This is a genomic window from Gordonia alkanivorans (assembly GCF_004011905.1).
GTDB classification, from domain to species: Bacteria; Actinomycetota; Actinomycetes; order Mycobacteriales; family Mycobacteriaceae; genus Gordonia; species Gordonia alkanivorans.
Genome location: NZ_CP027114.1, coordinates 2,090,590 through 2,114,385, shown reverse-complemented (window position 1 = coordinate 2,114,385; position 23,796 = coordinate 2,090,590). Strand labels below are relative to the sequence as shown.

Below are 23,796 nucleotides of genomic sequence, written 5' to 3'. Positions count from 1 at the left end.
GATCAGACTCCCTGTCCCGCTCGAGCGCGCAGCATACCCGCCGGGGCGACGTCCTCGATCGGCAGGCCACGACGGGCCGCGACCTCTTCGGGACGCTGCAGCATCTTCAGTGCCGCCACGGTGGCGTGGACGACGTTGATGGCGTTGTCGGAGCCGAGGCTCTTGGCGAGAACGTCGTGGACGCCCGCGCACTCGAGCACGGCACGCACCGCGCCACCGGCGATCACACCGGTACCGGGGCTGGCCGGGCGCAGCATGACGACGCCGGCAGCAGCCTCACCCTGAACCGGGTGGGTCACGGTGCCACCGATCAGCGGCACGCGGAAGAAGTTCTTGCGAGCCTCTTCGACGCCCTTCTGGATCGCAGCCGGAACTTCCTTGGCCTTGCCGTAGCCGACGCCGACCATGCCCTGGCCGTCGCCGACGACCACGAGAGCGGTGAACGAGAAACGACGTCCACCCTTGACCACCTTCGAGACGCGGTTGATGGTCACCACGCGCTCGAGCTGGTTGCGGTCCTGGTCGCGGCCGCCGCGATCGCGACGGTCTCCGCGGCCACCGCCGCGACGGTCGTTGCCGCCACCTGCATTGTTCTGGTTGTTGTCGTTACCGGCGGGTCCGTTTCCGCCGTCACGCTGACGTCCGGGCATCAGAGGTTCCCTCCGGTGTTGTGGGTGTAGCTGGTGAAGATGGTCATCAGAAGCTCAGGCCTCCCTCACGGGCGGCATCCGCGAGCGCGGCGATACGGCCGTGGTAGTCCTTGCCACCGCGGTCGAACACGACGGCCTCGACGCCGGCAGCCTTGGCACGGGCGGCGATGAGCTCGCCGACCTTGCGGGCCTGGGCCGACTTGTCGCCGCCTGCCGCGCGCACGTCGGCCTCGATCGACGACGCGGCGGCCAGCGTCTTGCCGGCCAGGTCGTCGATGAGCTGCACGTGGATGTGGCGCGAGCTGCGCTTGACCGCGAGACGCGGGCGAGCCGGGGTTCCGCTGACCTTCTTGCGGAGACGGAAGTGCCGGTTGACGGTCGCCTTGCGACGACGCGTCGACACGTCCTTGCCGAGGGGCTTACGGCTGGTCTTGGTAGCTGTGTCACTCATGGCTTACTTACCCGTCTTTCCGACCTTGCGACGGATCTGCTCACCCTCGTAGCGAATGCCCTTGCCCTTGTAGGGGTCCGGACGACGCAGGCGGCGGATGTTCGCCGAGATCTGGCCGACTTGCTGCTTGTCGATACCCGTGACCGAGAACTTGGTCGGGGACTCCACTGCGAAGGTGATGCCTTCGGGGGCCTCGATCGGCACGGGATGGCTGTAACCGAGGGCGAACTCGAGGTCCTTGCCCTTCGCCTGGACGCGGTAGCCGACACCGAAGATCTCCATCTTCGTGGTGTAGCCCTGCGTGACGCCGATGACCAGGTTGTTGATCAGCGAACGGCTCAGGCCGTGCAGCGCGCGGCTGCGACGCTCGTCGTTGGGGCGGGTGACAACGATGGTGTTGTCTTCCTTGGCGACCTCGATGGGCTCCGAGACGGTGAGCGAGAGCTCGCCCTTGGGGCCCTTCACGGCCACGCGCTGTCCGTCGACGGTGACGTCGACGCCCGCGGGGATCTCGATGGGGTTCTTTCCGATACGCGACATGTCGTTCCCTCCCCTACCAGACGTAGGCGAGGACTTCGCCGCCCACGCCCTGGTTGGCTGCCTGGCGATCGGTGAGCAGACCCGACGACGTGGAGATGATGGCCACGCCGAGGCCGCCCAGCACCTTGGGCAGGTTGGTGGACTTTGCATAGATCCGGAGGCCCGGCTTCGACACGCGGCGCAGTCCAGCGATGGAGCGCTCACGGCTCGGGCCGTACTTCAGGGAGACGATGAGGCTCTTGCCGACCTCCGCATCCTCGATGCGGTAGTCGGTGATGTAGCCCTCACGCTTGAGGATCTCGGCGATGTTCACCTTGATCTTCGACGACGGGAGTTTCACCTCGTCGTGGTACGCCGAGTTGGCGTTGCGCAGACGTGTCAAGAAGTCTGCGATCGGGTCAGTCATGGTCATGGGTGACCGTCAACCTTTCTCGTGGCGGTTCCCATACAGCGCCGATGAGAGGGAAATCCCTCTGACCTGCGGTGGGCCTTCCACGAAGTGGATAGTTTCTGAAGGTTCTCGCCGCCGGTGCCCTTGGCTTTTCGCCGGCACCGGAGACTATTCAGTTGTGTCCCGGGCACCTGGGGTGCACAGGCAACCGGTCTAGTGTAGGGAATCTGCTGGCCAGACCCAAATCGGGCCCGGGAGCGCCACCGAGATCGGGCACCATCGAGGGTATGGATCGCCGCCAGCTTCTCACCGCCGGGCTGCTCGGGTTCACCGGCGCCGTACTCACCTCCGGCTGCTCGGGCGCCGACGTCGTCCGCCCCTCACCGTCGCGCGACGGGCAGAGAGACACCGAGGACACGGGGAGGACAGCCGTCGAGGTGATCGCCTCGGGACTGAACGTGCCGTGGGCAATGGGATTCCTCCGCGGCGGCGATGCGTTGGTCACCCAACGCGACGACGCCACGATCGTGCGGGTGTCCGGGTCGGGCGAGGTCCGGACCGTCGGCGAGATCGGCGACGCCGCGCCTCGCGGCGAGGGTGGGCTGCAGGGCATCGCGATCGCCCCGGGCGCCGAGGACGCGGTGTTCGTCTACTACACCACCGACTCCGACAACCGGCTCGTCCGGCTGGACTTCGACGGCCGGCGACTCACCGGTCCGCGCACGCTCCTGCGCGGCCTCGACGCCGCCTACAACCACCACGGCGGTGCGCTCGTCTTCGATGCCGACGGCAGCCTCTTCGTCGCGGTCGGCGATGCAGCCGAACCCGCTGTCGCACAAGACATACGGTCCCTCAACGGCAAGATCCTACGTGTGGACACCGAGGGTCGCCCATGGCCCGGCAACCCGTTCGGCAACGAGGTCTACTCCTACGGCCATCGCAACGTGGAAGGGTTGGCATTCGACGGCGCGGGCCGCCTGTGGGCAACCGAGTTCGGCCAGAACCGGCGCGACGAACTCAACCTCATCCGGCGCGGCGGCAACTATGGCTGGCCCGAGTTCGAAGGCGAATCCGACGATCCTCGGTTCATCGCCCCGAAGGTCACCTGGACCCCGCAGGAGGCCTCGCCGGCCGGCCTCGCGATCGTCAATGATCGCGCGTACGTCGCCGCGTTGCGCGGCCGGAGGCTGTGGGAGGTGCCCCTCGACGGGGAGTCGGCCGGTCAACCGGCGAGTCACCTCACCGACGACTACGGACGGATCCGCGCGGTGGCCGCGGCACCCGACGGTTCGCTCTGGGTGAGCACGAGCAACACCGACGGCCGCGGACAGCCCACCGATGACGACGATCGCATACTGCGCGTGATTGCCGGCTGACACGACGCCGTCGACAGCAGTCTCGCCGAAATGTCCATTCGCCCACCGCGCGTTGGTGCGATGTGTTTACGGTGGGTCTCGGATGAGGGTCCGTCGGACGGGATCTCGCCAACCGCGCGGGACGTCGGACCCAGAGAGGTCGCGAGGAACCGAAGGATCACCACCACTCTCATAGCCGGTGCAGCAAGCCTGACAGTCGCCGTATCAACACTCGCCGGCGCGGGCAACGCCGCCGCACAAGGCAAGGGAGTCGAGATCACCGCCGTCGACAACAAGAACTGCACCGCCACCTTCACACTCACCAACTACACGAATTCAACTTTCTACCAACCAGATTGGTGGTTCAAGCAGGAAGCGAACCAGGACTGGATCAATGCCACCGGGAACGTCGGAGACCTGACGGCTCCGTGGCGGTACGTCAACGGGATCCCGTGGCCCATGGCCCGCTGGGTCCAACGAGAAGACGGCACCAAACTGTTTTCCCAACTCGCGCCCGGCGTGGCCCCGGCTGGTGGCGGTGTGCCGTACAACAGCAGTGCCCAACCGGACGGTTTCGTCAGCACGGCGACGGTCAATCTCAAGACCGTCACCAATCCCGCGCCACCGGCACCCTCGCCGGAGGGCACCCAAACCATCTACTACCGCATCAAGTCGGGCCCCCAGACCGCTGACCGGCGGCCGACCCCGCAGGAACTGGTTGTCACCGGCTGCCAGTCGGGATCCGGCTCTCTCGACTGGGGCTCTCTGCGTTTCTGACCCGCCACGCCGACGCGGCCCACGATCGTCGTCCGACCACTCCGTGGCCGGCGCGGGCATCCCCGGCGGTCACCGGTTTCCGCAGGCACCATGACGACATCGCGTATTCAGCGCGAGTTCCGCCCAGGGCAGCGCACTATTCACCAGGCCGCACATGTGTATGCCGGCGAAAGCTCCGGCAGTGTTCCGGTCGGCAACAAATCGGCGTCGATCGGCAGAACCACAACCATCGTGCGCGCCGTATGCCATCGTCGAGCCATGCACTCGACCCGGCTGCCCGAACTCGTCGACGAGCTCCTGACCACCGCACATGGGGCCAGGAGCCGTCGCGCTGCGCACACGCTGTACGGCGACTCCTCACGGCACCTGCGACAGACGGTTATCGCGCTGGTCGCCGGAGCCACGTTGTCCGATCACGAAAGCCCCACCGAGGCAACCCTTCACGTCCTCCGGGGCCACGTCTCCCTCAAGACGGGCGAGCACAACTGGGATGGCCGGCAGGGCGACCTCGTCACGATCCCTCCCGAGCGTCACGGACTCACCGCCCGCGAGGATTCCGCGGTGCTGCTGACAGTCGCCACGCACTGACCCACGACGCCGAAGCACGTCGGACCTACGCAATCGATGAGCGCAACCTGCCCTGGGGTCCGCAATTGTTCGAGTGCGGATTTGATTTCCCGACACACCATTCTTGAGATTGTTTGTCGCATTCGCGTCGAATCGAGGAAATAGCAGATATCGCCTGACACAGATGTGTATCGTGGCGCGCATGGCCCGGTCCGGCGACACTCAGGGCACTGCAGCCACTGCCCTTCTGAACATCGGCAAGTTCTTCACCCGTTGGGACGAGACCGACGACCGTCGCGCAGTATTCCGTGACGGTGGGCGCGCCGGCGACGTCTTCTATCGAGACCGGTGGAGCCACGACAAGATCGTCCGTTCCACGCACGGGGTGAACTGCACCGGTTCGTGCTCGTGGAAGGTCTACGTCAAGGACGGGATCATCACCTGGGAGACCCAGGAAACCGACTACCCGTCGGTGGGACCCGACCGACCCGAGTACGAGCCACGCGGATGTCCGCGCGGCGCCGCATTCTCCTGGTATACCTACTCCCCCACGCGTGTTCGGCACCCGTACGCGCGAGGTGTTCTCGTCGAGATGTACCGCGAGGCGAGAGCCCGGCTCGGTGACCCCGTCCTCGCCTGGGCCGATGTTGTGTCCGATCCGCTCCGGCGCCGCTCCTACCAGCAGGCCCGGGGCAAAGGCGGCCTGGTGCGGGTGAGCTGGGACGAAGCCACCGAGATGGCGGCCGCGGCACATGTCCACACCATCAAGACCTACGGGCCCGACCGGTGTGCGGGATTCTCGCCGATCCCCGCGATGTCGATCGTGAGCCACTGCGTCGGCACGCGCTTCATCCAGCTCATCGGCGGCGTCATGACGTCGTTCTACGACTGGTACGCCGACCTGCCCGTGGCGAGTCCGCAGGTGTTCGGCGACCAGACCGACGTCCCGGAATCCGGGGACTGGTGGGACGCGACCTACCTGATGATGTGGGGATCGAACGTGCCCGTCACCCGTACCCCGGACGCACACTGGATGGCCGAGGTTCGCTATCGCGGCACCAAGGTGGTCGCCGTCAGTCCCGATTACGCCGACAACACCAAGTTCGCCGACGAGTGGCTACCAGCGCAGGCCGGCACCGACGCCGCTCTCGCGATGGCCATGGGCCACGTCATCCTGACCGAGTTCTTCCGCGACCGCACGACCGACTTCTTCGACTCCTACGTCCGCACCTACACCGACCTCCCGTTCCTCATCCGCCTCGACGAGCACGACGACCAGGACACGCTGGTGGCGGGCAAGTTCGTCACCGCCGACGAAGTCGGCTCCAGCCCCACCGCCGACGAAGTCGGCTCCGGTTACACCGCCGAGGACGTCTGGAAGACCGTGTTCTGGGACGAGGACCGCGACGGTCCCGCGGTGCCGAACGGTTCGGTGGGGTTCCGGTACGCCGAGTCCGGCGTGGGACGGTGGAATCTCGACCTCGAGGGCGTGCGGCCCGCCCTGACTCTCCTGGGTCCCGACGCGGAGCTCGTCTCGGTGTCCTTCCCGGTCTTCGACGCACCGGACGGCAGCGGCTCGGTGGTCCGCCGCGGTGTCCCGGCCCGGCGGATCAACGGCCGCCTCGTCACGACCGTCTTCGACCTGATGCTCGCGCAGTACGGCGTCGCCCGGGACGGGCTTCCCGGCGAGTGGCCCACCGGCTACGACGACGCGACCACGCCCTACACCCCGGCGTGGCAGGCCGAGATCACCGGCGTCCCGGCCGAGGCCGCGATCCGCGTCGCCCGCGAATTCGCTGCCAATGCCGAAGAGTCGCAGGGCCGCTCGATGATCATCATGGGCGCCGGAATCTGCCAATGGTTCCACGGCGACGCGACCTACCGCGCGATCCTCTCGCTGCTCATCCTCACCGGCTGTATGGGCCGGAACGGGGGCGGCTGGGCACACTACGTCGGGCAGGAGAAGTGTCGTCCGATCACCGGTTGGGTGTCGCTGGCGAACGCGCTCGACTGGTCGCGTCCGCCTCGGACGATGACCGGGACGTCGTACTGGTACATGCACACCGGGCAGTGGCGCAACGACGGATATTCCACCGCGTCACTCGCCTCCCCGCTGGCGCGCGGCTCGATGGACCACGAGCACACCGCCGACGCGATCGCACAGTCCGCGCGGCTCGGGTGGATGCCCTTCTACCCGCAGTTCTCGGCGAATCCCCTCGACGTCGCCGACGAGGCCACCGCAGCGGTCGACCGTGGAGACGCCGACGACGTGGCCGGTTACGTCGCCGACCGTCTGCACACCGGCGACCTGACACCCGCCATCTCCGATGTCGACGCGCCGGAGAACTGGCCGCGAACTCTCGTCCTGTGGCGGTCGAACCTGCTCGGTTCGTCGGCCAAGGGCAACGAGTACTTCCTGCGGACTCTGCTCGGCACACATCACAACGTGCTGGGGACCGAAGATCCCGAGGCACCGCGTCCGAGCGAGATCCGGTGGCATGACCGGCCTCCCGAGGGGAAACTCGACCTGCTGCTGTCCGCCGACTTCCGCATGACCTCCACGACGCTGTTGTCCGACATCGTGCTGCCTGCGGCGACCTGGTACGAGAAGTACGATCTCTCGTCCACCGACATGCACCCCTTCGTCCATGCGTTCACCCCGGCCATCGCTCCCCCCTGGGAGGCGAAGTCGGACTTCGAGCTGTTCCACCGGCTCGCCCGCAAGTTGTCGGAGCTCGCGCGGACGCACCTCGGGACACGTCACGACCTCGTGAGTGCGCCGATGCAGCACGACACCCCCGGGGAAACCGCCCAACCGCACGGGCGGGTCGTCGACTGGCGCGACACCGGCGTGCGTGGCACACCTGGTCGGAACATGCCGAACTTCAGTGTCGTCGAACGTGATTACACGGCGATCGCCGACAAGCTCGCGACGATCGGACCGCTGGCCGACACTCTGGGCTTCACCGTCAAGAGCGTGACCTACCCTCTCGAGGAACACACGCGGACGCTCGCCGAGGCCAACGGCGTCATGCCGAGCGGTGCCGGCGAAGGCCGCCCGGCGATCGACACCGACGAGAAGCTCGCCGAGGCGATCCTCACGCTGTCCGGCACCACCAACGGCGCACTCGCGGTGGCCGGTTTCGAACAGCTCCAGACCCGCGTGGGTGTGCAACTCGACGACCTCGCACGAGGTTCGGAGGAGAAGCGGATCAGGTTCGCCGACACCCAGAAGGCACCCGTTCCGGTGATCACCTCGCCGGAATGGTCCGGCTCCGAGACCGGCGGTCGGCGGTACGCCCCGTTCACCGTGAACATCGAGCGGCTCAAGCCTTTTCACACACTCACCGGACGCATGCACTTCTACCTCGATCACGACTGGATGATCGACATGGGCGAGTCGCTGCCGATCTACCGACCCCCACTGGACATGCACCGACTGTTCGGCGAACCGCGACTCGGTCCCGACGGCGCGCGCGAGATCACGGTGCGTTACCTGACGCCGCACAGCAAGTGGTCGATCCACTCCGAGTACCAGGACAACCTGTTCATGCTGTCGCTGTCGCGTGGTGGTCCGGTCGCCTGGCTGAGTCCGCAGGACGCCGCGTCGATCGAGGTGTCCGACAACGACTGGATCGAATGCGTCAACGCCAACGGGGTGTTCGTCTGCCGCGCGATCGTGAGTCACCGGATGCCCGAGGGCGTCTGCTACGTACATCACGCGCAGGAGCGCACCATCGACGTACCCAAGTCGGAGGCGACCGGGCGCCGCGGCGGAATCCACAACTCCCCCACCCGACTTCTCGTCAAACCCACTCACCTCATCGGTGGATACGCCCAGTTGTCCTACGCCTTCAACTATCTCGGCCCCACCGGCAATCAACGCGACATGGTGTCGACGATCCGCAAGCGCAGCCAGGAGGTGACGTACTGATGCGAGTCATGGCCCAGGTCGGGATGGTGATGAACCTCGACAAGTGCATCGGATGCCACACCTGCTCGGTGACCTGCAAGCAGGCCTGGACCAACCGGTCGGGCACCGAGTACGTGTGGTTCAACAACGTCGAAACCCGTCCCGGGCAGGGTTATCCACGGCGTTATGAGGATCAGGACACCTGGCGCGGTGGATGGCGACTCAACCGCAACGGGAAGTTGCGGTTGCGCACCGGGGGACGGCTCCAGAAGCTGTTGACCCTGTTCGCCAGTCCCGTGCAGCCCACGATCAACGACTACTACGAGCCGTGGACCTACGACTACCAGACGCTGATCGATGCCCCGCTCGGTGACGACTTCCCCGTCGCGCGTCCCAAATCCCTGCTCACCGGCGAGGACACCAAGGTGACCTGGTCGGCGAACTGGGACGACAACCTCGGTGGCGCAACAGAACACGTGCCGCACGACCCCATCGTCGAGAAGCTCCGGCGCGACAGCGAGGACGCGGTCAAACTCGGGTTCGAGCAGACCTTCATGTTCTATCTGCCGCGGATCTGCGAGCACTGCCTCAATCCTTCGTGCATGGCGTCGTGCCCGTCCGGGGCGATCTACAAGCGCAGCGAGGACGGGATCGTGCTCGTGGACCAGGACCGGTGCCGCGGCTGGCGTCAGTGCATCACCGGATGTCCGTACAAGAAGATCTATTTCAACCACAAGTCCGGTAAGGCCGAGAAGTGCACCCTGTGCTATCCGCGCATCGAGGTGGGTCAACCCACCGTGTGTTCGGAGACCTGCGTCGGACGCCTGCGCTACCTCGGGATTTTCCTGTACGACGCCGACGCCGTCACCGCGGCCGCGTCCACCCCGGATGAGCAGGATCTTTACGGGGCCCAACTCGATCTGATGCTGGACCCCGACGACCCCGAGGTCCTCGCGGCGGCTCGGGCCGACGGGATCCCCGACGACTGGCTGGCGGCGGCGCGCCGCTCACCGGTGTACGCGCTGGCCAAGAAGTATCGGGTCGCACTTCCGCTGCATCCGGAATACCGCACCATGCCGATGGTCTGGTACGTCCCGCCGCTGTCCCCGATCGTCGACCTGCTGGCCGAGCAAGGACACGACGCGGAGAGCCCGGGAACCCTCTTCGGCGCCATCGAGGCGCTGCGTATCCCGGTCGAGTACCTCGCCGAACTGTTCACCGCCGGTGACACCACGGTGGTCGACGCGGTGTTGCGCCGCCTGGCGGCGATGCGTGCCTACATGCGTGATGTCACGCTCGGCCGGGAACCCGACGGTGCCATCCCCGCGGCGGTGGGGATGACCGAGGAACAGATCTACGAGATGTACCGGCTGATGGCCATCGCGAAATACGATGAGCGGTACGTGATCCCGACCGCACATCTCGAACAGGCCGAGAAACTCGACGAAATGGCCTGTGCGCTCGACTACGACGAGGGTCCGGGCATGTTCGACTCGTCCGCGTTCGGTGAGGCGAGTGGCCGTCCGGCACCGGTCTCGGTGGAGACCTTCCACGCGCTGCGGCAGCGACAGACCACCGACACCGCGGCCGGCTCGCACACGCTGGCCGGACGCACCAACCTGCTGAACTGGGACGGGAACGGTGTTCCCGCGGGGATGTTCCCCGACCGCGCGGAGCACGGGCGAGAGAATGAACGGGGCGGTCGCGGATGAGGGCCTTCCCCCGGTTCGACCGCGCCGCGAGAACGTCGACCGGAGTCCGGGTGATCCACCAGATCAGCTCCTGGTGCCTCAGCTATCCCGACGACGACGTGCTCTCGCGCATCGACCTCATGCGCGCCGCTCTCGACGAACAGCGCCGGGACGCCGCGGTGCAGTTGCTCGGACGCACCGTCGACCACCTCGCCGGCGAGGACGCGATGACCCTGCGTCGCAACTACATCGATCTGTTCGACCTGTCGAAGCGATCCACCCTGTACCTGTCCTATTGGTCGGACGGCGACACCCGCCGGCGCGGATCCTCGCTCGGCGAGTTCAAACAGGTCTACCGGGACAGCGGATTCCTCGTCGACCTCCACGGCGAGCTACCCGACCATCTGCCGATCGTCCTCGAGTTCAGTGCGCGCGCCGATCCCGGACGGGGCGTCGAACTCCTCGAAAAACACCGCGCGGCACTCGAACTCATCAAGTTCTCGTTGCTGGAGGCGGACTCACCGTACGCCGGCGCGGTGGCCGCGGTGTGTGCTACCCTACCCAGTCCGTCCCCGCCCGACCGCGAGACGGCGATGGCACGATGCCGGCCGGTCCCCACCGAGACCGTGGGACTGGAACCCTACGATCCCCGGCTTCTCCCCATCGATCCGACGTCATCACGACCCCCGATCCCGAACCCGACCGTGAGGTGACGCGTGGACATCTTCCTCTGGGGCGTACTGCCGTACGTGACGCTCGGACTGCTGATCGGCGGCACGATCTGGCGATATCGCTATGACAAATTCGGCTGGACCACGAGATCCTCGGAACTCTACGAATCCCGCCTGTTACGAGTGGCCTCGCCGCTGTTCCACTACGGGATACTCGTGGTCATCATCGGACATGCGATGGGTCTGCTGATCCCGGAGTCGTGGACCGACGCGGTCGGTGTCAGCGAGACGACCTACCACTGGGGCGCGGCGATCTTCGGGCTGCTGGCCGCGGTCGCGACGCTCGTCGGAGTGGGCATGCTCGTCTACCGCCGCCGCACCGTCGGCCCGGTGTTCATGGCCACCACCCGCAACGACAAGGCGATGTATCTCGTGCTCACCACGGCGTTGATCGCGGGCACCTACATCACGATCATCGGCGCGGCGGACCCGCACGCGCACGGCGTGAACTACCGGGAGACCGTGTCCCCGTGGTTCCGATCGATCTTCGTCCTCCAACCGGACGTCTCGGCGATGGTGCAGGCCCCGTTGCGCTTTCACGTGCACATTCTGATCGGGATGCTCCTGTTCGCGATGGTGCCATTCACCCGGTTGGTACACATCTTCACCGCACCCGTGCACTATCTGTTCCGGCCGTACATCGTCTACCGGAGCCGCGACCGTCGACCGGCACCGGGTAGCCGGCCGTCTCGGCCGGGCTGGGCCCCGGTCGGAGTGAAGGACCGTGATCGATGACCAGCGACACCGCAGCCACCCGGGCAGCCACCGGGTCGCAGTCGATCAACCTCACGCTCGCGACGCTGGCCTTCACGATCAGCTTCTGGGCATGGAATCTCATCGGCCCCCTCGGAGTGGTGTACACCGATCAGCTGGACCTGTCGGCAAGCCAGAAGTCGATCCTCGTCGCGATCCCCGTTCTCGTGGGGTCGCTGGGCCGGATCCTGACCGGAGCCCTGACCGACCGGTTCGGTGGTCGTCTCATGTTCACGGTGCTTCTGGTCGTCACGATCCCGTTCGTGTTGCTGGTGGCGGCGGCCGGTCGCCTCGCGAGTTACCCGCTGCTGCTCGTCGCCGGGTTCCTCCTCGGCGTCGCCGGTACGACGTTCGCGGTGGGCATTCCCTTCGTGAACGCGTGGTACGACAAGTCACGTCGTGGCTTCGCGACCGGGGTGTTCGGCGCGGGAATGGGCGGCACCGCGCTGTCGGCGTTCTTCACCCCGCGATTCGTGTCGTGGTTCGGATACGTCGCCACCCACGTCGTCATCGCGGTGGCGCTGGCGGCGACCGCGGCGGTCTGCTGGATGTTCATGCGCGACTCACCGCGCTGGGTTCCGTCCCACGACTCCGTGGTGCCGAAGCTCGCCGCCGCCGCCAAGTTACCCATCACCTGGCAACTCGGTTTCCTCTATGCCGCGACGTTCGGCGGTTTCGTCGCGTTCAGCACCTATCTGCCGACCTACCTCAAGGACGTCTACGACTTCGACCTGCAGGCGGCCGGCACCCGAACCGCGGGTTTCGCGATCGCGGCGGTGCTCGCCCGACCGCTCGGCGGCATCCTGTCCGACCGGTTCGGACCGCGGATCATCACGGTGATCTCGTGCGGCGGCGCGGTGGTCCTCGCCGCCTGGATGATCACCACACCCCCGGTGGAGATCCCGGCAGGCATCGATTTCGTGCTGATGGCGATCTGCATGGGCCTCGGATCGGGGTCCGTTTTCAGCTGGGTCGCACAGGCCGCGCCGGCCGAACGCGTGGGCTCGGTGACCGGGATCGTCGGAGCCGCGGGCGGGGTCGGCGGCTTCTTCCCGCCACTGATCATGGGGGCTACCTACGACGCCGCCACCCATAGTTACACCACCGGCCTCGTCCTGCTCGCGGTGTTCGCCGCAGGTGCGATGGTGTTCACGATCTTCGGCATCCGCGGAAGGCCGGCCGACTGAGCCCGCGCCCGACCGGCACTCGGGCTTCGACGATCAGAGTTGTCGGACCCCCGTGGTGTCATGGTCGCACCCTTCGAACAAAGGAGCGATCCATGTCAGACCACGCTGCCGCAATCCGAGGTCTGCCCCGGTGGCATCCCAATCCCGTCATCCGCTCGACCCTCGAGACCATCCGCCGCTGCGGCTGGCAGGTGACCTCCGTCGGCGAAGGGTTCCCCGAGGCCGGCAGCCGCGAGGCCGACTGCGGGTTCTCCTACACCGCGGGCCTCTCGCTGCACTCGATCCCCGAACTGGCCATCTACGGTGTCGATCCGCTCACCGCGCACCACATCCTGAACGAGCTCGGCGACCTGCTCCACCGCGAGGACTGGCGCGATCTGGTCGCGACCCAGACCGACATCCGTCTGCAGACGGTGGCGGTGTCGGTGCGGCTGATCGAACAGGTCGACAAGGACGAGCTCGTCCTCGCGAATCTGCTGTTCCCGGATTACCCGACGCTGCAAGTCGTCTGGCCCGATGAGTACGGCCGGTTCCCCTGGGAGGAGGGTTACATCCTGCTGCCGATGCATCAGCCCGTGAAGGGCATCCCGGACCTCTCGGCACACGCACGGCGGACCGCTCACCTGGTCACCACCGAGTCGGGCCCCGACCGCACCCGACCCCGCCGGGGCCGCCGGATCTCGGGGCACTGAGGCGTGCCGGATATCCGTTGCCCGCCTTGACGAATGGGGTAGTCGGCTGAGGTCAGAGGGTCGGCCGTCGGGTGTCGTACGCCTCGCGGTACCTCACCCGCCGGCGGCCGTCACCGGCGACGGCCAGAACTGTGCGGACGATGCTCGCGAGCAGGACGAGACCGCACACGATTGCCAGTGGTACTGCGGCCATGACGACCCCCTTCACCTCGCTCCGCACCGCGAACCACGTTGCGGGACCGTTGGGATCGCCCCGGGCTTCCCGTGACGAACTGTTGCCGAACATGGTTGCGCGGAACCGCCGTTGGGCGCCACTGTTTTTTGTGGCCGGAGAGTGCTCACGCGCTGAGAAACGCCTCCGCGAAGCACCGTGCATATGGCCGTCGGAGAGGCGGCTCTCAGCCGGTGACGCGCCGGTCGGTCGACAGAGCGATCTCCTCGTGCACCCGCACTTGGCACAATGGACAACGTGCTCACGCTGTCCGCCGGAGAGAACCGTCCGTTGCCGTCGTCGGCCGTGACGGTGTCGGTGCGTTCGGCATCGCCGGTCAACACCTCGGCGATCCTGCTCACCGATGCCGGTCGCGTCCGGTCCGACGCCGATCTGATCTTCTACAACCAGCCCACCGGCCCGGGTGTCGGCTATCGCTCGTCGGGTGCGGTCGACATCGTCACCGTCGACACCGCAGCCCTCCCCCGCGACATCACGACGGTCGTCGTCGCCGCGAGCCTGGACGGCACCGGCCCGTCCACCTTCGCGACCGCCGGCGCACTGACCGCGACCCTGAGCGGCGGCGGGGAGGAACTCGGCTTCACGCCGACGGGTCTCACCAGCGAGGCCGCCGTGGTCTGCCTCGAGATCTACCGCCGCAACGACACCTGGAAAGTTCGCGCCGTCGGCCAGGGTTACGACGCAGGGCTCGCCGGTCTGGTGTCCGCGTTCGGCATCGACGTCGAGGACGATCCGGCACCGCCGCCGCCTCCCGGTCAGCCACCGCGGGTGACCGATCCGCAGCCGTGGCCGCCGACGAATCAGCCGGTCCCACAACCACAATCACCGCCTCCGGCCGCACCGCCGCCGGCCACCCCGCCCCACCCTCCGGTCACGACCCAACCCTCGGGAGTCCCCATGCACAGCGATCTGTTCGCCCCGTCCCACGCCGAGGTCAGCGGCCAGGGAATCCAGAAGCAGGGCAGCAAGATGTGCCGCGTCGGCCTCTCGGGTGAGGTCATGGCCCGCACCGGTTCGATGGTCGCCTACCAGGGTGATCTCCACTTCGAAGCACTCGGGTCCGGCGGTCTGGGCCGGATGATGCGTCAGGCGATGACCGGCGAGGGTGTCCCCCTGATGAAGGTCACCGGTCGCGGCGACCTGTTCCTCGCCAACGCCGCGTCCGACGTCCATCTGATCGACCTCGACGGCACCGACGGCCTCACCATCAACGGCGCCAATGTCCTCGCCTTCGACTCGACCCTTCGCTACGACATCCAGCGCGTCCAGGGCGCCGGCGCGATGAGCAACGCGGGCCTCTACAACTGCGTGTTCACCGGGCGCGGACGCATCGCCATCACCACCGACGGCACGCCCGTGGTCCTCAACGTCGACGCCGCGACCTACGCCGACCCCCAGGCCGCGGTCGCCTGGTCGTCGAGCCTGCGGACCTCGGTGAAGTCCAACGACTCGTTCAACCTCGGCACTCTCATGGGCCGGAGCACGGGCGAACGTTTCACCCTCGCCTTCTCCGGCCAGGGCTTCGTGGTCGTGCAGCCGTCGGAGTTGCCGCCGGGCGGGTTCATCGGCGGCACCGGCGGTGGTGGGGCCGCGGGCTCGGGCGCCGGCGGGGTACTGGGCGGCATCCTGGGCCGCTGAGCCCGGCGATCGCCTACCGGCGTAGGCCGACTACCGGAAGACGCTCCCCTTGTTCTCGGACGCTTCGACGCGCTCGACGATCCACGAGACGAGCACCTCGGGCTTGCGCTTACGGCTCGTCTCTTTGCGGGTGTCGAGCTCCTGCTCGGCGATGATGTCCCGGAGCTGGTCGAGGGTCAGCTCGCCGAGTCGCGCCGACAGTTCCTGGCCGCCGCCCTCGCGGTAGACGACGAACGGATCGAACGCGCCCGGTTGACGTGTCACCTGCTTCTTCGGCGCCGCCGCCCGCTTCCGCGGCGCCTCCACGGGAGCGCCGTCGAGCGCGATGTCGACCGGACGAAGCGCGTCGACCACCCCGGTGAGCGCGGAAGCGAAACGCGAGGACCGCTCGGCCTCGGCGATGATCACGGTGACCAGCCCCGCGATCAGCTGTGCGGCCTGTGGATTCTTCGCGTCCAATTGCGCGAGCGCACCGCCGACGGCCTGGTACTCCATGCGCCGGCGGGTGTCGTCGGAACTCATCGGATCTTCTCCTGCGCCTCGGTCATCACGTCCATGGTCAGGCCACGGAACTGGTCGAACTGTCCTTGATTGCCGTATTTGACCCGAAGCGTCCCGTACGACGTGAACTCCGCAGCTGCGGCAACGGAATTCGCCTCGTTGATGTAACTGGGCAGCACATGTTGAATGGTGGGGTCACGGCGCAGGCGCATCGCTGTCGACCGGTGCACGGCCGAGTTCGCCTTGTACTTCGTGATCACCACACCGAGCTCGACGATGGTCCGGCCGATCTCGTGGCCGATCTTCCGCACCCGGGTCTGGATCTGTGGGATTCCGTACGTGGACAACACATCTGGGATCGTGGGGATGATGTAGGCGTCCGCGGCGGCCAGGCCGTTCAGGGTGATGGGCCCGATGTTGGGCGGGCAGTCGATCAGCACGTAGTCGTAGAAGTCGAGGACCGGTTCGATCGCCTCGCGGAGAAAGCCGGTGCCACCGTTGGGCACCCGCCCCTCGACGCGCAGCGCACTCAGGTCCTCCTGGACCTCGATGAGGTCCAGCGACGACGCGAGGAGGTCCACGGAGTTCACCTTCTTCACCGGTGAGACACCCCGCTCGACGGCCTCGTCGAGCCGGAAGTACCGGGTGCCCTTGACCGCATCGGAGAACAGTGTGGCGAGCGTCCGACCGTTGGTGTTCAGCTCGAGCCAGCGCTCCTCGCTGATCATCATGGTGGTCAGATTGATCTGTGAGTCGAGGTCGATGAGCAGCACCCGCTGACCGAACTCCGCCGACATGTATTCGGCCAGCCCCGCGGTCACCGTGGTCTTGCCGACCCCGCCCTTCAAGCTGATCGTCGCGATCACTTTGGCCATCGAAGAATCTCCGCCTTCCCTGCGGTCGTGCGTCGGCTTAAGGCAGGGAACCGGGTCGTCCCATCGCACTGATCAGCCGCCCCGGCGTGAGAGCTTAACACCACGGTGCGTAGCGAAAATGCGCACCATATCCGCACTTTCGCTGCGGATTCCCTCCGCGTGGGTAACGTCGGGGGCCACCCGCCACCACCGCAGGAGTTCGACGATGCCCGAAGCCTCCATCTCAGTCGTGATCAAGCAGCCGCCCGATGTGGTCTGGGAGTACTGCCTGGTCCCGGAGCACGTCGCGGCGCTCACGCCGGGTGTCGTCGGCATCGTGCCGGTGTCGGAGGGCCCCACTCGCGTCGGCACCACGTGGAAGGGCCAGATGAAGGCTCTGGGACGCACCGTCGACTGGGTCGGCGAGTTCACCCGCGTCGACCCCGTGAAGGCGACCGAGTTCACCTCCACCGAGTCGCCGTTCGGGTTCACCATCTCCGCGACCTTCGACGATGCCCGCGACGGGGTACGACTCACCTACCGCGTCCACAACGACGGCGTCGGGGGCGGGGCGATCGGCAAGGTCGCCGACGCCCTGGCCATCCGCACCTTCCAGCGGTCGCTGGCGGCCGGCGCCCGAAAACTGCCGCGCCTCGTCGACGAATGGGCGGCACGACGCTGAGCACCCCCGCCCGGCGGCACGACACGACTGTCGTCCGGTCGGACGGTTTTCACCACGCACGGTCGAGCGAGGTGAAGCCGGATAACGGATCATCTCGCCATCTACGATCCGAACCTCGGTCCGGATCGCACCGAAAGTGCTGCACAACAGCACAACCTGGACGTCACCCGTTCAGGGGTCCCGGAAGGTCGGTGCAGACGTCGATCATCCGCTTCGATCCGACCGGATGAACCCGTCCACGAAGTGTTAGTGATCGCGACGACCAGCGGCTACCGTCAGAGGCATCGACTGTGTTCGCGGTGGTGAGCTCCTCACCCGTCGTCGTTCACGGCGAATGTGCTGCTTCGTATCGAAGGTCTTCCGAAGATGACCATGTCCACTGCGCGACCCCCCCGAGTCCGGGCGCTCGCGGTTGCAGCTGCCGTGGGGTTGGCCCTCTACTCGGGAGGCCAAGCCCCCGCGACAGCTGAACCGAGCCCGTTCGGCGGCGCATCGCACAGCGTCGACGCCCCGAGCTCCGGCGGCGACTCGGGCGGCGGCGACTCCAGCAGCGGCGACTCCGGCGGCAGTGGCTCCGGCGGCAGTGGCTCCGGTGGAAGCGGCAACTCCGGCGGCAGCGATTCCAGCGGAAGCGGCACGGGCGGGGGCAGCGGCTCCGGTGGCAGCGGTTCTGGCGGTGGCGGGTCCGGGGGCGGAGACTCCGGGTCGGGAAGCACCAGGTCCGGCGATGGCGACTCCGATGGGGGTGGCTCCGGCGATGGAGACACCGCCGAGAGCGGGCCCGAATCCGGGAGCGACACCGGGACCACCCCGGATTCCGGTCCCGGCGAACCCTCGGGGCCCGTCGCGGAGAACGACATCTTCCCGCAGTTCCCCGATCCACCCGCCCAGAGCGAGGGATCATCCGCAGGCGAGCCGGCCGTGCCGCCGCCCGCCGAGGAGACCGAGCCCGACCCGGAATCCTCCTCCGACTCCACCCCAAACCGCACCTCCCTCGAGGTCGACATCTCCAGGAAACCGGTTCCGGTCCAGCCCGACGGGCCCGACCGCACCGGTGCCGACACCACGCCACCGCCCGCCGCCGACGGCCGACGGCCCGGGGACACCGCCCTCGCCGCTCGAGCCGCCGACGTCACCCGATCCCAGTTCGACCGTGACGTGTCGCCGTCCGGCGGTCCGCCGCCCTGGGCGCCCCTCCTCAAGACCTCCACCCCGCCGGTCGCCGTGGCCCCGCAGCCGGCCAAGACCGGCGCCATCGGGATCCTCACATTCCTGGGGATCAACATCCTCGGCGGGGGAAGCACCGGCGCGGCCAGCCCGGCACCGTGGACGCTCCTGTGGTGGATTCGGCGTTTCGGCACCCAGGGCCCGGTCGCCTCCGCCGAAACCCCCGCCACCCCTTACACATTCGGCCTGGCGGCCGACCCGGACCAGTTCCTCATCGCAGCCGACGGTCCGGATATCCCGGGTGCCGTCCCACAATTCGCTCTCGTCGGCGGTCTCGTCTTCGGATCCGCGCTCCTCAGCCGCAAGCGCATGTCGGCGGCGGTGACAGTCATTGCGAGCAGCCCGGCACCGTCGATCCCGGTACCGGACAGGGGACTCACCGAGCCGGCTCCCGCATCCGGCCCGGCCCCGGCCGGGGTCCTGCACGGTTCGCTGAGATTCACCGATGCGGACGGGACCCCCATCCCGACGACGCTCCACGGCGTCACTCCCACCGGTGACCAGACCTTCCGCACCGCGAGCGGCAGCGTGCTCACCTATGACGCACCCGCGGGCACCTACACCTACCGGCCCGCCCTGCAGGCGCGCATCGCCGCGACCGCACCGCGCGCACCGGAGTCGGCACGGTTCGACTCGGTGACGGTCACCGCCGACGACGGTCGCGGCGGTACGACGCCGATCACGGTTGCGCTGCCCATCACGAGCCCGTACTCGCTCGGGCAGGTGACCGTGCCGGGCTGCCAGATCGACGAGGTCGTCGTCGGTCACGAGGACGTGGTCTTCGTGACCACCCAACGCGACGACGGGTGCACCCAGGTCTCCGTGGTCCGCCCGAAGACCATGACGGCGGCATCGGTACCCATCGCCGGTTCTCCCACCGAGCCCGACCGCGGCGTCGTCCTCGGCCCCGACGGACGGGCCCACCAGCTCACCGAGCTCACCGAGATCGCCGGCGACACCATCCGGACATCGGTACGGATCACCCGGATCGATCCGACCGGCGCCGCGTCGACCACGGGACCGATCCTCGGACTACCCGCGGATCACCTTCGATTCGACGATGCGGGCATCGGCCACCTGCTGACCACCTGGCCGGACGACGACGGCCGGACATACACGTACCTGACCGTCCTGGACCACGACGGCGCCGCCTCGACGTTCCCTCGTGTCCCCGGCGCGCACAGTCGCCTCATCCTGACCTCGACGGGAAAGGTTTTGGTCGCGACGTCGGATGCCGAGGGAACCCGTCTTCTCGAGGCCGGGCCCGGTGGACTCGCACCCGCCGGGCAGGTGTTCGACGGCGAGGACGGCGACCTCTGGGCACGGCGCGAGGATTCGCTGTACTTCGCCCGGCACCACGGCGATCCCACCGGCACACCGGTCGCCACGCTCGCGATCCGTCACCCCGACGGTTCGCTGGACACCGTCGACGGGATACCCGGCCGGTTGGCCTCTGTGGTGCCCACCGAGACCGCCGTCTACCTGGTCTCACGGTCACCTGGTTCGGTCGTCGTCACCGTGGTGCGCCCCGATGGGCGCAGATCGTCGGTAACTCTGTCCGGCGTCAGCGACTGCACCGCCGTCGCCGGTCCCCACGACCACCTTTACCTCCCGCTGGCGAACCCTCTCACCGGGGAGAACACCGTCGTCGGGATCTCGCCGGACGCCGTGTCACGGGTCATGGCCGCGGGCATCGGGTCGGCCGGAGTCCGGGCCGACGAGAGCGGCACCGTCTTCCTCACGACGACGACCCTCACGCCGGACGGCGAGGACGCCACCACCGTGACCGTCATCTGCGGTGACGGCTCGACAAGCGACACACGCGTCGACGGAACCCCCATCTCGGTTCACATCGACCGGCACGGCGCCGCCCATCTCCCGATGCTCACCACCGACCCGGCGAGTGGGGACCCAGTCGTCTCCCTCGCCGTCGTGCGGCCCGACTCCGCGCCTGTGGTGTCCGCGACCGTCGCCGGAGAACCGGCCGGTCCCCCGGCAATCACGGACGACGGCCGGACCTACCTGCCATTGACCCGATTCTGTCCCGAAACACGTTGGCCCAAAACAATTCTGACTGTCTTCCACGCCGACGGTACTGCGGTGGAAGCCGGCGAGTTCCACGGCCATTCGACGCACGGCCCCGCCATCACGCTCGACGGCGACGTCGTCCTCCTCACCCACGTCGCCGGTACCACCACCATCCGCCCGCTCACGATGACTGCGTCGGGCGGACGGCACGCCCGGAATTCCACCCCCGCCATGGTTTTCGATGTCACTCCGACCATTTCGGACATCAATCCGGAAACCGGCGTCATCTCGGGATCGGTGACCGACCTGGATGACACCGCCTCCACCCTGAGTTATCTGACCACAGACCCCCAGGTGGCACTCGATTCAGCAAGCGGCGCATTCATATTCACGCCGACGATGGCTCAACGACAGGCGCGCCCGGGGCCCACCGCCCACGACTTCACCGTCTTGGTGTCCGACGCATCGGGTTCGTCCACGGTGATCTCGGCCAGCGTCCCGATCGTCCCAGCGAACATCCTCGAGACACTCGAATAAGCTGCGCTGCAACAGCTTCGCCGACCTCTACCCGATGCTCCAGCAGCCTGTCCAACGGCACTGATCCCGGCGAGCGCCTTTGTTAGACAAAACAATTGACCGTTTTATCCGGTGGCGATGAATCAACCACCGGCGTATTCTCATCGATGCACGGAAATCGGTCCAGCCACCCGCCACCCGCCCGCCCGGGTCGCGGCGTAGGCCATCAGCTCATTCTCGAATCCATTCAGGATCAATCATGCTCGAAGCCAGCGCATCCGTCCTCATCAAGCACCCTCTCGAAACGGTGTGGGAGTACACCACCACCCCCGAGAACATTGCCGCCTATCTCCCCGGGGTTGTGGAGATGACCCCGCTCTCCGACAACCCGGTGTCCGTCGGTGCTCAGTGGTAAGGCAAGAACAACATCCTCGGTCGAAACTTCGAATGGCGGGGCGAATTCACCCGCGTCGACACCTACAAGGACACCGAATTCCAGACGATCGAAGCAGCGTTCCCGTTCACGACCCACTCATCCTTGGAGGAGACCTCCGACGGTGTCCGGATGAGTTACCACGTCGAATCCCCCAGCGGTTTCGGAGGCCTGTTCGGCAAGATGGCCGACCCGATCGTCATGCGCATCTACCAGCGCTCGCTCAAAGCGTCGATCGAGAGCATCCCCGACCTCATGGAGGAATGGCTCGCCCAGAAGTGACAGCGACGCAAAACGGCCCCACCCCCGCGAAGGAGGTGGGGCCGCTCGTCAAAGCGTCAGCCTTGGGTGAAGGTCACCAGCTGGACTTCTGGACGCCCGGGAGCTCGCCCGCGTGCGCCATGTCGCGCAGGCAGATTCGGCACAGACCGAACTTGCGGAACACCGAGTGCGGGCGACCGCACTTGTTGCACCGGGTGTAGGCCCGCACGGCGAACTTGGGCTTCTTGTTGGCCTTGTTGACCAGAGCCTTCTTTGCCATGTCAGTTGTCCTTAACGTTGTTGTCCTTGAACGGGAAGCCCAGGGCACGCAGCAGCGCGCGGCCTTCCTCGTCCGTGCGGGCAGACGTCACGACCGTGATGTCCATACCCCGCGGGCGGTCGATGTTGTCGATGTTGATCTCGTGGAACATCGACTGCTCGTTCAGACCGAACGTGTAGTTGCCGTTGCCGTCGAACTGCTGATCCGACAGGCCGCGGAAGTCGCGGATACGGGGGAGGGCGATGGACACGAGGCGGTCCAGGAACTCCCACATACGATCGCCGCGCAGGGTCGCGCGGGCGCCGATCGGCATGCCCTCACGCAGCTTGAACTGTGCGATGGACTTGCGGGCGCGACGGATCTCCGGACGCTGACCGGTGATCTTGGCCAGGTCCTCGACAGCGCCGTTGATCAGCTTCGCGTCACGGGCGGCGTCGCCGACACCCATGTTCACGACGACCTTCACGACGCCGGGGATCAGCATCACGTTGGAGTATTCGAACTGCTCGTTCAGCTGGCCCTTGATCTCCTCGCGGTAGCGAGTCTTCAGGCGCGGCTGGATCTTGGTCTCGGTAGAGGTCATGTCAGATGTCCTTCCCGCTCTTGCGCGAGATCCGGACCTTCTTGCCGGTCTCTTCGTCGACGCGGTAGCCGACGCGAGTCGGGTTGCCATCGGAATCGACGACCATCACGTTCGAGACGTGGATCGAGGCTTCCTGGGTCACGATGCCGCCGGAGGAGGCACCGCGCTCGTTGGCCGACGCGGCGGTGTGCTTCTTGATTCGGTTGACGCCCTCGACGAGGACACGCTGGGTCTTCGGGAAGGCCTGGATGACCTTGCCCTTCGCACCCTTGTCCTTGCCCGAGATGACGATCACGGTGTCACCCTTGTGAACCTTCATGCTCAGATCACCTCCGGTGCCAGCGACACGATCTTCATGAACTTCTTCTCACGCAGCTCGCGGCCGACCGGGCCGAAGATGCGGGTACCGCGGGGGTCGCTCTCACCCTTGAGGATGACTGCGGCGTTCTCGTCGAAGCGGATGTAGCTGCCATCCGCACGACGGCGCTCCTTGGTGGTGCGCACGATGACGGCCTTGACGACCTCACCCTTCTTGATGTTGCCGCCGGGGATGGCGTCCTTGACAGTGGCGACGATCACGTCGCCAATGCCGGCATAGCGCCGCGAGGAACCGCCGAGCACGCGGATGCACAAGATTTCCTTGGCACCGGTGTTGTCGGCGACCCGCAGGCGAGATTCCTGCTGAATCACTCGTTAGTCTCCTTGACCTGGCTTCTTATGTACGCCGGATTTCCGACCCGACGCACACGGTCCGTTGCCACCGAACACACGCCTGCCTGGGGTTTTCCTCCAGGCTGTGACACCTGGACGCTTCGCCCAGTGGGTTCGTGAGCCGATTCGCGACACAGCAGTGCCGCAGGCAA

The 23,796-nt window shown here is 67.0% G+C and carries 25 protein-coding genes; 14 read left to right on the top strand and 11 right to left on the bottom strand.

All coding sequences use genetic code 11. From position 1 onward, the window contains the following. Positions 1-2: 2 nt before the first annotated feature. Genes rpsE through rpsH form a run of 4 tightly spaced genes read right to left on the bottom strand, consistent with a single transcriptional unit; the run spans position 3 to position 2,053 of the window. Positions 3-650, bottom strand: a complete 648-nt coding sequence (rpsE, locus tag C5O27_RS09365; protein ID WP_005197623.1) for a 30S ribosomal protein S5 — start codon at positions 648-650, stop codon at positions 3-5. Between the two features lie 46 nt (positions 651-696). After that, on the bottom strand, positions 697-1,101 hold the full coding sequence (gene rplR, locus C5O27_RS09360) for a 50S ribosomal protein L18 (protein ID WP_006360197.1): 405 nt from the start codon (positions 1,099-1,101) through the stop codon (positions 697-699). Positions 1,102-1,104: 3 nt separating this feature from the next. Beyond that, positions 1,105-1,641 carry a 50S ribosomal protein L6 gene (rplF, locus tag C5O27_RS09355; RefSeq protein ID WP_006360198.1) on the bottom strand — a complete coding sequence of 179 codons (537 nt, stop codon included), beginning with the start codon at positions 1,639-1,641 and terminating at the stop codon, positions 1,105-1,107. Between the two features lie 13 nt (positions 1,642-1,654). Continuing rightward, the gene (rpsH, locus tag C5O27_RS09350) at positions 1,655-2,053 is read right to left on the bottom strand and encodes a 30S ribosomal protein S8 (RefSeq protein WP_006360199.1); all 399 of its coding nucleotides are present in this window, start codon (positions 2,051-2,053) and stop codon (positions 1,655-1,657) included. 266 nt (positions 2,054-2,319) lie between these two features. Here rpsH and C5O27_RS09345 point away from each other — a divergent pair, with 266 nt between their 5' ends. From C5O27_RS09345 to C5O27_RS09305, 9 genes are all read left to right on the top strand, one after another. After that, positions 2,320-3,408 (top strand): PQQ-dependent sugar dehydrogenase, encoded by a 1,089-nt coding sequence (locus C5O27_RS09345; RefSeq protein ID WP_127962572.1) that lies wholly within the window; start codon positions 2,320-2,322, stop codon positions 3,406-3,408. Positions 3,409-3,438: 30 nt separating this feature from the next. After that, positions 3,439-4,164 carry a hypothetical protein gene (locus C5O27_RS09340; protein ID WP_244216622.1) on the top strand — a complete coding sequence of 242 codons (726 nt, stop codon included), beginning with the start codon at positions 3,439-3,441 and terminating at the stop codon, positions 4,162-4,164. Positions 4,165-4,422: 258 nt separating this feature from the next. Then, positions 4,423-4,752 carry a cupin domain-containing protein gene (locus C5O27_RS09335; protein WP_006360202.1) on the top strand — a complete coding sequence of 110 codons (330 nt, stop codon included), beginning with the start codon at positions 4,423-4,425 and terminating at the stop codon, positions 4,750-4,752. 181 nt (positions 4,753-4,933) lie between these two features. After that, positions 4,934-8,665, top strand: a complete 3,732-nt coding sequence (locus C5O27_RS09330; protein WP_127962571.1) for a nitrate reductase subunit alpha — start codon at positions 4,934-4,936, stop codon at positions 8,663-8,665. Next, positions 8,665-10,356 carry a nitrate reductase subunit beta gene (gene narH / locus C5O27_RS09325; protein WP_006360204.1) on the top strand — a complete coding sequence of 564 codons (1,692 nt, stop codon included), beginning with the start codon at positions 8,665-8,667 and terminating at the stop codon, positions 10,354-10,356. The genes C5O27_RS09330 and narH overlap by 1 nt, the downstream gene beginning before the upstream one ends. Further along, positions 10,353-11,048: a nitrate reductase molybdenum cofactor assembly chaperone gene (narJ, locus tag C5O27_RS09320; RefSeq protein ID WP_040004321.1), complete on the top strand. Its 696-nt coding sequence runs from the start codon at positions 10,353-10,355 to the stop codon at positions 11,046-11,048. The genes narH and narJ overlap by 4 nt, the downstream gene beginning before the upstream one ends. Before the next feature lie 3 nt (positions 11,049-11,051). Beyond that, the gene (narI, locus tag C5O27_RS09315; RefSeq protein WP_006360206.1) at positions 11,052-11,801 is read left to right on the top strand and encodes a respiratory nitrate reductase subunit gamma; all 750 of its coding nucleotides are present in this window, start codon (positions 11,052-11,054) and stop codon (positions 11,799-11,801) included. After that, entirely contained in the window at positions 11,798-13,006 is a 1,209-nt protein-coding gene (locus tag C5O27_RS09310) for a nitrate/nitrite transporter (RefSeq protein WP_127962570.1), read from the top strand. Before narI ends, C5O27_RS09310 begins: the two co-directional genes overlap by 4 nt. A 92-nt stretch (positions 13,007-13,098) precedes the next feature. Then, positions 13,099-13,698 (top strand): DUF4262 domain-containing protein, encoded by a 600-nt coding sequence (locus C5O27_RS09305; RefSeq protein WP_127962569.1) that lies wholly within the window; start codon positions 13,099-13,101, stop codon positions 13,696-13,698. A 52-nt stretch (positions 13,699-13,750) separates the two neighbouring features. Here C5O27_RS09305 and C5O27_RS22725 read toward each other — a convergent pair whose 3' ends face one another. Continuing rightward, complete coding sequence (locus tag C5O27_RS22725) at positions 13,751-13,891, bottom strand: hypothetical protein (protein ID WP_164905311.1); 141 nt, start codon at positions 13,889-13,891, stop codon at positions 13,751-13,753. 267 nt (positions 13,892-14,158) lie between these two features. Here C5O27_RS22725 and C5O27_RS09300 point away from each other — a divergent pair, with 267 nt between their 5' ends. Next, entirely contained in the window at positions 14,159-15,568 is a 1,410-nt protein-coding gene (locus tag C5O27_RS09300) for an AIM24 family protein (protein WP_006360210.1), read from the top strand. Positions 15,569-15,598: 30 nt separating this feature from the next. Here the strand turns inward: C5O27_RS09300 and C5O27_RS09295 are convergent, their stop codons facing one another. After that, entirely contained in the window at positions 15,599-16,090 is a 492-nt protein-coding gene (locus C5O27_RS09295) for a hypothetical protein (protein ID WP_127962568.1), read from the bottom strand. After that, positions 16,087-16,944 (bottom strand): ParA family protein, encoded by an 858-nt coding sequence (locus tag C5O27_RS09290; protein WP_035754993.1) that lies wholly within the window; start codon positions 16,942-16,944, stop codon positions 16,087-16,089. Before C5O27_RS09290 ends, C5O27_RS09295 begins: the two co-directional genes overlap by 4 nt. 205 nt (positions 16,945-17,149) lie before the next feature. Here C5O27_RS09290 and C5O27_RS09285 point away from each other — a divergent pair, with 205 nt between their 5' ends. The 4 genes from C5O27_RS09285 (at position 17,150) to C5O27_RS22970 (ending at position 22,091) form a co-directional block, all read left to right on the top strand. Further along, positions 17,150-17,605 carry an SRPBCC family protein gene (locus C5O27_RS09285; RefSeq protein WP_127962567.1) on the top strand — a complete coding sequence of 152 codons (456 nt, stop codon included), beginning with the start codon at positions 17,150-17,152 and terminating at the stop codon, positions 17,603-17,605. Positions 17,606-17,971: 366 nt separating this feature from the next. Continuing rightward, complete coding sequence (locus C5O27_RS09280; protein WP_127962566.1) at positions 17,972-21,397, top strand: hypothetical protein; 3,426 nt, start codon at positions 17,972-17,974, stop codon at positions 21,395-21,397. 238 nt (positions 21,398-21,635) lie between these two features. Beyond that, complete coding sequence (locus tag C5O27_RS22975) at positions 21,636-21,791, top strand: SRPBCC family protein (RefSeq protein WP_244216621.1); 156 nt, start codon at positions 21,636-21,638, stop codon at positions 21,789-21,791. 150 nt (positions 21,792-21,941) lie between these two features. Beyond that, positions 21,942-22,091, top strand: a complete 150-nt coding sequence (locus C5O27_RS22970) for an SRPBCC family protein (RefSeq protein ID WP_244216620.1) — start codon at positions 21,942-21,944, stop codon at positions 22,089-22,091. Between the two features lie 73 nt (positions 22,092-22,164). Here the strand turns inward: C5O27_RS22970 and C5O27_RS09270 are convergent, their stop codons facing one another. Genes C5O27_RS09270 through rplN form a run of 4 tightly spaced genes read right to left on the bottom strand, consistent with a single transcriptional unit; the run spans position 22,165 to position 23,623 of the window. Next, positions 22,165-22,350, bottom strand: a complete 186-nt coding sequence (locus C5O27_RS09270; RefSeq protein WP_004019490.1) for a type Z 30S ribosomal protein S14 — start codon at positions 22,348-22,350, stop codon at positions 22,165-22,167. Position 22,351: 1 nt separating this feature from the next. After that, entirely contained in the window at positions 22,352-22,933 is a 582-nt protein-coding gene (rplE, locus tag C5O27_RS09265; protein WP_006867018.1) for a 50S ribosomal protein L5, read from the bottom strand. A gap of 1 nt (position 22,934) precedes the next feature. Continuing rightward, positions 22,935-23,252 (bottom strand): 50S ribosomal protein L24, encoded by a 318-nt coding sequence (gene rplX / locus C5O27_RS09260; protein WP_005197643.1) that lies wholly within the window; start codon positions 23,250-23,252, stop codon positions 22,935-22,937. A 2-nt stretch (positions 23,253-23,254) separates the two neighbouring features. Then, entirely contained in the window at positions 23,255-23,623 is a 369-nt protein-coding gene (rplN, locus tag C5O27_RS09255; RefSeq protein ID WP_006434640.1) for a 50S ribosomal protein L14, read from the bottom strand. Positions 23,624-23,796 lie beyond the last annotated feature (173 nt).